This window comes from Candidatus Dactylopiibacterium carminicum (assembly GCF_014736495.1).
Taxonomy (GTDB): domain Bacteria; phylum Pseudomonadota; class Gammaproteobacteria; order Burkholderiales; family Rhodocyclaceae; genus Uliginosibacterium; species Uliginosibacterium carminicum.
Map to the genome: position 1 here is coordinate 1 of NZ_MDUX01000097.1, position 7240 is coordinate 7240.

11 protein-coding genes are annotated in these 7240 nt (G+C 62.7%); 3 read left to right on the forward strand and 8 right to left on the reverse strand.

From position 1 onward, the window contains the following. Positions 1-517 (reverse strand): Clp protease ClpP (locus BGI27_RS17170; RefSeq protein ID WP_172425489.1); only part of this gene is annotated, 517 nt, incomplete at its 3' end. Positions 518-653: 136 nt separating this feature from the next. On the opposite strand from BGI27_RS17170, the gene BGI27_RS17175 reads away from it, so the two are divergent. Both BGI27_RS17175 and BGI27_RS17180 read left to right on the forward strand, forming a co-directional pair. Then, positions 654-932 (forward strand): type II toxin-antitoxin system RelE/ParE family toxin, encoded by a 279-nt coding sequence (locus tag BGI27_RS17175; RefSeq protein WP_095526008.1) that lies wholly within the window; start codon positions 654-656, stop codon positions 930-932. Positions 933-942: 10 nt separating this feature from the next. Further along, a complete protein-coding gene (locus BGI27_RS17180; protein ID WP_095526009.1) occupies positions 943-1239 on the forward strand; it encodes a HigA family addiction module antitoxin in 297 nt (98 codons plus the stop codon). 45 nt (positions 1240-1284) lie between these two features. Here the strand turns inward: BGI27_RS17180 and BGI27_RS17185 are convergent, their stop codons facing one another. Then, complete coding sequence (locus tag BGI27_RS17185) at positions 1285-2271, reverse strand: BRO-N domain-containing protein (RefSeq protein ID WP_095526010.1); 987 nt, start codon at positions 2269-2271, stop codon at positions 1285-1287. Positions 2272-2439: 168 nt separating this feature from the next. Between BGI27_RS17185 and BGI27_RS17190 the strand changes: the two genes are divergently transcribed. Next, positions 2440-3222 carry a hypothetical protein gene (locus tag BGI27_RS17190; RefSeq protein ID WP_095526011.1) on the forward strand — a complete coding sequence of 261 codons (783 nt, stop codon included), beginning with the start codon at positions 2440-2442 and terminating at the stop codon, positions 3220-3222. 17 nt (positions 3223-3239) lie between these two features. Here the strand turns inward: BGI27_RS17190 and BGI27_RS17195 are convergent, their stop codons facing one another. From BGI27_RS17195 to BGI27_RS17220, 6 genes are all read right to left on the reverse strand, one after another. Beyond that, positions 3240-3698 (reverse strand): helix-turn-helix domain-containing protein, encoded by a 459-nt coding sequence (locus BGI27_RS17195; protein WP_095526012.1) that lies wholly within the window; start codon positions 3696-3698, stop codon positions 3240-3242. Between the two features lie 4 nt (positions 3699-3702). Then, positions 3703-5691: a phage terminase large subunit family protein gene (locus BGI27_RS17200; RefSeq protein ID WP_095526013.1), complete on the reverse strand. Its 1989-nt coding sequence runs from the start codon at positions 5689-5691 to the stop codon at positions 3703-3705. Next, positions 5691-5945: a hypothetical protein gene (locus tag BGI27_RS17205; protein WP_095526014.1), complete on the reverse strand. Its 255-nt coding sequence runs from the start codon at positions 5943-5945 to the stop codon at positions 5691-5693. Before BGI27_RS17205 ends, BGI27_RS17200 begins: the two co-directional genes overlap by 1 nt. Next, the gene (locus BGI27_RS17210; protein ID WP_095526015.1) at positions 5929-6252 is read right to left on the reverse strand and encodes a hypothetical protein; all 324 of its coding nucleotides are present in this window, start codon (positions 6250-6252) and stop codon (positions 5929-5931) included. The genes BGI27_RS17205 and BGI27_RS17210 overlap by 17 nt, the downstream gene beginning before the upstream one ends. After that, on the reverse strand, positions 6249-6509 hold the full coding sequence (locus BGI27_RS17215; protein ID WP_095526016.1) for a hypothetical protein: 261 nt from the start codon (positions 6507-6509) through the stop codon (positions 6249-6251). The genes BGI27_RS17210 and BGI27_RS17215 overlap by 4 nt, the downstream gene beginning before the upstream one ends. Before the next feature lie 281 nt (positions 6510-6790). Then, on the reverse strand, positions 6791-7066 hold the full coding sequence (locus BGI27_RS17220; RefSeq protein ID WP_095530294.1) for a hypothetical protein: 276 nt from the start codon (positions 7064-7066) through the stop codon (positions 6791-6793). Between the last annotated feature and the right edge of the window lie 174 nt (positions 7067-7240).

The window sequence follows — 7240 nt, forward strand, 5'->3', positions numbered from 1 at the left end:
GCCGCTTGCGTCGTTGGCGACCTGCCAAGTCTTGGCCTGATCGCTGCTGGCGACCCAATGCGCCGAGCTCTTCACGGCCGAGGTTCGTGCGCGCCGCGTAGGTTTCAATGAGTGCATCGCGATGCGCGATCAACCCTTCGCGCGCGGCTTCGCTCAAGTACGGGAGGTCATCTTCCGTGTAGAACGGGTTGTGGATCATGAGCAGCGTGTTGCTGGGCATGACGATGCGATCTGCAGCCATCATCGGGATGGTTGCTGCAGACATAGCAACCCCTTCGATGTACGCGACTATCCGCGCCGGATGCGTTCGCAGATAGTTGAAAATGCCTAGCGCCTGAGCCAGACCTCCGCCGCGAGAGTTGATCCGCAGGGTGATTTCCTGAATATCGCCGAGCATCTCGATCTCGGCGATGAGGTTGGCGTCAGTCAGCCCCCAGTCGCCGATGATGCCGCGAATGCGGATCTCTGCCGCCGCCGGCGCGAGTGCCTGAACTGAAAACCATGAGCAGCGGGGCATTGGCGCCTCCATCTATCAGTGATGGAGGCCATGGTGGGGATTGCGTCAGGTTTGCGCCTGTGCACGTTTGTCGTCGGCGCTCCATTCGCCATTAATAACACTTGACGTTATTAACGCATCGCGTTATTGTTTATACATGATCACTGACTTCCGATGTGCAGACACCAAAGCACTGTTCGATGGCAAGCGCATCGCGCGTTTCGCCAATATCGAAAAGGTCGCCATGCGCAAGCTGGTTCAGCTGCATGCGGCTACAGCACTGAGTTTTCTGGCCGTTCCGCCGGGTAACCGCCTAGAGCCGCTGTCAGGCAACCGGGCCGGGCAGTACAGCATCCGCATCAACGAGCAGTGGCGTGTGTGCTTTGTATGGGCTGACGGCAATGCCAGCCAGGTTGAAATCGTCGATTACCACTAAGGAGTTCATCATGACCCGACAAGTTGCATGGCCTCATCCGGGCGAAATCCTCCTGGAGGAATGGCTCACCCCCTTGAGCATCACCCAGTACGCCCTGGCCAAGGCAATCGACGTTCCCCCTCGCCGCATCAACGAGATCGTCAAGGGCGAGCGCGCCCTCTCGGCTGATACCGCACTGCGCCTGGCCCGCTTCTTCGGCACGGACGCGCAAAGCTGGCTGAACCTGCAAACCGCTTACGACCTGGTCGTGACCGAGGGGCAAATGGGCGACAAGCTCAGCCATATCAAGCAACGGGCAGCGGCCTGATACTCCCTCGACGCGGCACCGAGGGAGTGGTCCACCGCCGCGCTTCTACCTCTGCGACAACCGGCGGGTGGCTGCCTGGATGACGGGGACCAGCAGCTCGTGGGGGAATCCATCCCGGGCTTCGATCAGATCGACGATCTGCTCGGGCGTGCGCACGAAGGCGCCATCAGGCACCGGCTTCATAACGACCGAGCCGCCTTCATCCGGATCGACCGTCGTGAGGTAGCGAGTGCGCCCGGCTGGTGGGGCCTTGGCCGGGCTCGGCAGCCTGGGGGCGTGCTTGCCGAAGTCGGCAAACACATCCTCCACTTCGACCACATCCATCGCCCTTTCCATGCGCCGCCGGGTATTGCAATCCACGCTCCACTCAAAATCCATCTGCCCATCGATGTGGCGCAGATAATTGAGCAGAAGCTCGCGCTGGGCGCAGACGAAGTAAGAGAAAGTTTCGAACGCTGACTGCAGGTACTTGCGCAGCCTGGGCTCTTGGCTGGCTGGAATGTCTGCCACGGCGTCGCAGCCGAACCGGGTGAGGACGCCCTGCATCACCGCCCCATGCACCGCCGCGATATCTTCACGAAAGAGCGGCTCCAGGCGGTCGATCAGGTGATGGCACAGACGCAGGGTACGATCGCCCATCGGCGGGCCGAGTTTTTCAGGCTCCACCGGCGTGACCACCACCGGCATCGAGGCCACTTCCCGATCCAGGACATCCAACAGCCAGCGGCGAAACTCCGCTGCGCGTGGCGTGCGGGCGAACATGGCCACGAGGTGCGCACCGCGCAAAGAGAAAACGCGCGTTTTCTGCTCGCCACCATTAGTCGTCAAATTGACGACCCCTTGCATCGCATCCGTGAATTCGTCGGCGTTGCGGTCATACAGACGATTGACGAACGTACCTCTGGCATAGCCCAGTGCCTGGGCTATCTCTGCCGCAGTCAGCCAGAGCTGGCCTTCACGAACAACCGGGTGAAAGGTGGTGGAATGGAAAGACAGGACGGGCGCGGGCGCGCCTTGAACGATTGTTGCCATGATAGTGAACCTCCGCTTGCGGTTTTTAACCGCCTACCCTTCCGCCAAGAAGGGTGGGCGACCGGAACGGGAGTTGGCGGACCGGCAGCGGCTACCGGCGAGCCTTGCGGCTCCTCCCGCCCGGCCGCCCATAGAGGCACGCCAAGCGACAAAAAAGCCGCACTGCGAATGCATTTGCGGCTTATCGCCGCCACTGATCAGGCCGCCAAGCCCGGTCGCTGCTGTTTCAGCGACACGGTGATGGTAGCCCAGCGTCTGCCGGCGAATCAAGGCGGAGTAATATTTCCCTTTTTCATCAATGGGATGCTCATGGATGCAAAGATGCTTGAGGCGTTGCAGGCGGCGACGGAGTCCGGCGAGATGGTTCTGGTTTGCTACAACGGCGGCTCGCGGCCAGGCGAGGCGCGCGAGATGCTGCTGCTGCAAATCGATGAGCAGTATGTCGGGGCCAGGGTGATGGGCGAGAAGCGAAAACGCTACCGGCTGGATCGAATTGGCTGGGTTGAGTTTCAGGATGGGCGCCGTTTCGTGAATGCGGATGCCGCACCCGCCGGACATGGCAGCGCCCCAAAGGCAACGCCCCCACTGAACGATGCAACAGAAGCTCAGCGCCAACGCTTGGAGGATGCTATTTCCAAGGGCCAAACCCTGTACATTGAAATGGATGACGCCCTGGACGAAGAGATGAAAGAAGTGCAGTGGCGTGGTTTCATCGCACCCGTAGGATTTGTTAATCATGCGCGTGGGTTGCGTGTGATTTGCGACCTTGAGCCAGAGGGCGAATACATGGTCATCTCCGAGTGCCAGGGAGAGGGACGCCGACACTTGCTGATAGGCAGCTTCACCATCCTGAGTGAATTCACGCGAAAAGTCAGGAGGAATGAAGGAGGCGGGCTGATTATCAGCCTGGAGGATGTCTTGCTCGAGATCGGCAAGAAGGCCGACTGCTAGCCGGACGCGAGGAGGCATCATGGCTTTTCCCCGGATTGCCCGCCTTCGCCAGCGGCAAACAGATCGCTCTGCCCGCCGCCTGCGCCCGCCCTGCCCTGCATGACGTAGGGCAGTAGGCCGATCTCTTCGGCTTGCTGGCGGTATCGCTGCACCTGCCTGGGGGCGACGCCGAGCGAATCCGCCACCGCCGAATACGACAGGCCCAGGGACAGGAGGCGAGCCACGCTGCGGACGAGGCGCAGGCGCCGGAATTCGTCATGCTCCGGGACTCTCAGGATCTGCCCGCCGAATTCCTCGCACAGGTGCCGCATGGCCGGAAGGCCGATCACGGCGGCGATGGGGTGCTTTTCGCTGGCTTCGTTGGGGATGTAGAGGGTGCCGCCGCCATAGACGGCTAGCAGCCGGCTGGTGGCTTCAAAGCCGAGGATGGCGCCGAGGTCTTCGGCCAGGCCGTTGGGTTTTGTCAGGTCTGCCATGGGCTCATCTCCCTGAGATGTAACTGGATCGCGCGCTACGGCGCCGCGCGGGCGCCTGCGCATGCTTCTGGGGGGCAGCCGGCTGCTGCGGTGCGGCTTCCGGCGTCTGATCCGACTGCGGCGGCACATCCGGCGGCAATGCGGGGGCTGCCTGCATGATGCGGGCGTGGGCGGCTTCCCATTCGTGCTGCTTGAGGCGGTGCAGGCGGAGTTCCGGGTGGTGGGCGGCGGCGTAGGCGTAGCCCCAGGTATCGATGGGTTCGTTGCGCACGCCGCGCTTGCAGTCGTAGCGGCCGGTGCGCGGGTTGAACACTTCGGAGACCATGCCGGTGAAGAATTCCTTGGGCAGCGCAGGGAAGTGGAGGCGACGCAGGTCTGGATCCAGCTTGGCATCAGCGCCGAGGGTGCGGTAAAGCTCGTTCTTGATTTCGATGGTGCCGACGGCCCAGGTCTGGATGCCTTCTTTCTCGGTCTTGCCGTCGACCTTGATGTCTTCGTACTTGGGGCGGCCGAGCACCGGGGCGTTGATGGCCTTGGCGCCGAAGATGCACATGGGGCGCGTGACCTCGCGGCGCTGGACGTAGCCCTTGACATACTTGGTGCGGTGGCCACGTCCATCGATTGCGACCGCAGAGATGGGGAGCGTGGCGCCGCTGGCATGGATGACCGGGCGGTTGAGGTAGGCGGTGAGGTCATCCCATACCTGTTGGTTGGCCGGATTGCCGGGCAGGACGATGTAGTCGAGCGTCCAGCCGCGCAGCCCGCCGCGCGACCAGGCCCAGCCGACCAGATGCAGCTCAAGGCGGCTATCTTGCGTATCGACGCCGGCAGTGACGAAGCAGATGGGCATGGGGGCGACGCGTAGCGGATAGGCTTCGGCGCGGTCCTGCAGGATGTTGTGCTTGACGTTGCGCAGCGTGGGGTCTTCCCAGGGCTCGGCGAGGCGGTCGTTGATGAAGGTTTTGAGCTTGGCGAGGTCGCCCTGGGCATCGAGCCACATTTGGGCGAGCGTGGCCCAGTCCGGGCCGAGCCCGCGCGAGTAGTAGAGGCAGTTGGCGTGGTAGCCACGGCGGATGCCGCCGGGGTTGTGCGGCACCCAGCGGTGCCTGGCGATCATGTCTGTCTTGTGGTGCTCTTCGATGATGGCGCCGCAGCCATCTTCACCGCCGCAAACGTAGTAGGCCCGCGCCACGCGCCCGGTGATGGGGTGCAGATCCCAGTGAAGTCCCTTCCATTGCAGTGGCTGGTAGTTTCCGCAGTGGGGGCATGGCACGTGTGGCCAGCGTTGATCGGATTCGTCGAAATCCGCCGTGATGCGGCAGGCGCCGGCAATCTCGGGGGTGCCGACCTTGATGGTCTTGGCCAGATGCGGGAATGCGGAGGTGCGACCGCGCACGAGTTCGCCGGGATCATCGCCGGAGGTGAGCGAGCTGGCGAAGCTGGACCACTCATCGAGCAGCAGGCGCTTGACGCTGGTGGATTTGAGACGCTTGGGGTTGCCGGCGTGCTCCATGTAGAGCTGACCACCGTGGAATTCCTTGAAATACTTGGTGTTGGCGGCATCCCGGCTGGAGAGGCTGCCGAGCACTTCGCGCACGGCGTCGGTTTCTTCGATCAGCGGGTTGAGCTTCTGATTGACGAATTTATCCAGGCTGACCTCGCCGGGCAGGCAGACCATGATCGGGCCGGGATCCTCGCACATGGCGTAGCCGATCACGGCCTGCTCGATGGTGGACTTGCCGAACTGAATGGGCAGGCGGGCGACGACTTCCTCCACCCGTGAGCGCACGGATTGGGTATCCATGATTTCGCGCAGCAGCGGGTTGCGCGCGAGACGGAATTCACCCGGGATGGCGCTGGCTTTGCTGGAGAGGCGCAGGTGCTGCTCGGCCCATTCGCTGACAAGTGTAGGGCGGCGCGGGGCGATGCTGCGCGCGAGGCGACCGAAGAGCTTCTTGTGGGCGCTGGCGAACGGCGCGGAGATAGAGCGCATCAGGCCACCCCCTGCGCCATCTTGGCGAACCTGGCCGACACGCTGGTCAGCGCCTGATGCACGTGGTCATCGACGAGCAGGCGGACTTCGTGCGGATCGCTCTCCGCGGCGAGCTGCGGCGCGAGGATGGCGCCCATGCCTTCGAGGGAGGCGCGCAGCGTGATGACGGCATCCGCCAGCGCGGCCTCTACCTGGGCGACTTCCACCAGTAGCCCGGCTTCTTTCGCAAGCGTTATTTCAGGCCAGGCCGGCATTTGCCTCTTCGCGCCGGGCGCGGGCGGCCTGGTATTCCGGCTTGCCGGGGTCGGCGTCCTGCTCGCCATCGTCGGGGCGCGATTCTCCGCGGGACTCGCCCCGCTCTTCGGCGTGGCGGGCCGCCACTGCGGCCTTGTCCGGGCTGGCGGTCTGCCGGATCAGCGCCAGCGAGGCGGTCAGATCGACGCGCTTGCCGTCGGCATCCATCACCAGCCGGCCGGCGCGCTTGAGTTCGGTGACGTAGCTGCGCGCCCACCCCTGCCGGCGGGCAAATTCTGCCTGGGTGAGGAACTCGCTCTGGCTCATGCTCTACCTCCTTTGTTGCGCCCGCGGGCGGCCTCGATGGCTTCCCGCTCTTCTCGGGTCGGGATGTTTGGGGTGACGCCGTCGCTCGTATCGAGCCGATCAGGATGGATGGCGATGCGCGCCTGGGCGAGACCGCGCCGGCCTTCCACCAACCCCAGATCCACCAGTGCAGTGACGAATTCGCGCATGTCCTGGTCCATCTGTGCCCAGATTTCGCGGGCGCGGCGGGATTCTTCGGGGGTGATCGGATGATCCACAGGAAAACCTTCGTTCAAACCGGTGGAACAGGCAATGGAACAGGCTTTGGAACAGGTCTTTACATTGCAAGTTTTTGTTTTTTCTTTATATGGAACATATGGAACACATGGAACATGCGAAAAACCACGCACACACACGCGGGGGCGCGTATGTGTGCGTATGCGCCAATGCGCGCCCACATGCGGGAGGTGTGTTCCATGTGTTCCATACGTTTCATTGCCCTTTCCGCAAGGGTTTTCAATGGCGCTGTGGTGTTCCATGGTGTGTTCCATATGTTCCATCACGCGGCGACCTCTTCCCGGGCATTCATCGCACCCTGAAATTTGAAGTACCCGACGGTGAGCCACTGGCTTTTTGTGGCGACAGGCTGCTTGTTTGAATCAGTGGGCGAGTAGCCAGACTTTTCGAGTTCGGCGCGATCCGGAATCACCATGCGCTGCTTGCGCGGCTGGCCGCTGAAGTAGAGGCTGTCATAGACCCAGGTGTTGTCATTGGCCCACCCAGGTATGCGGGCGACCTTGCCCAGGAACTGGTTCGATTCGCGAGGGTTGCGCACGCCGTTCTCTCTGTACCATCGAAGGTAAGCGGTGTAGAGATGAATGCTGGCGCAGGGGCAGAACGGGAAGTCGGTATCCCCTGCACGCCATGCATCGAGAAAGCGCGTCTCGCTTGGCAGACTGAGCAACCGTCTTGGCCGTCAAGCGCTATGCATAGTCGAATCCCACATCGA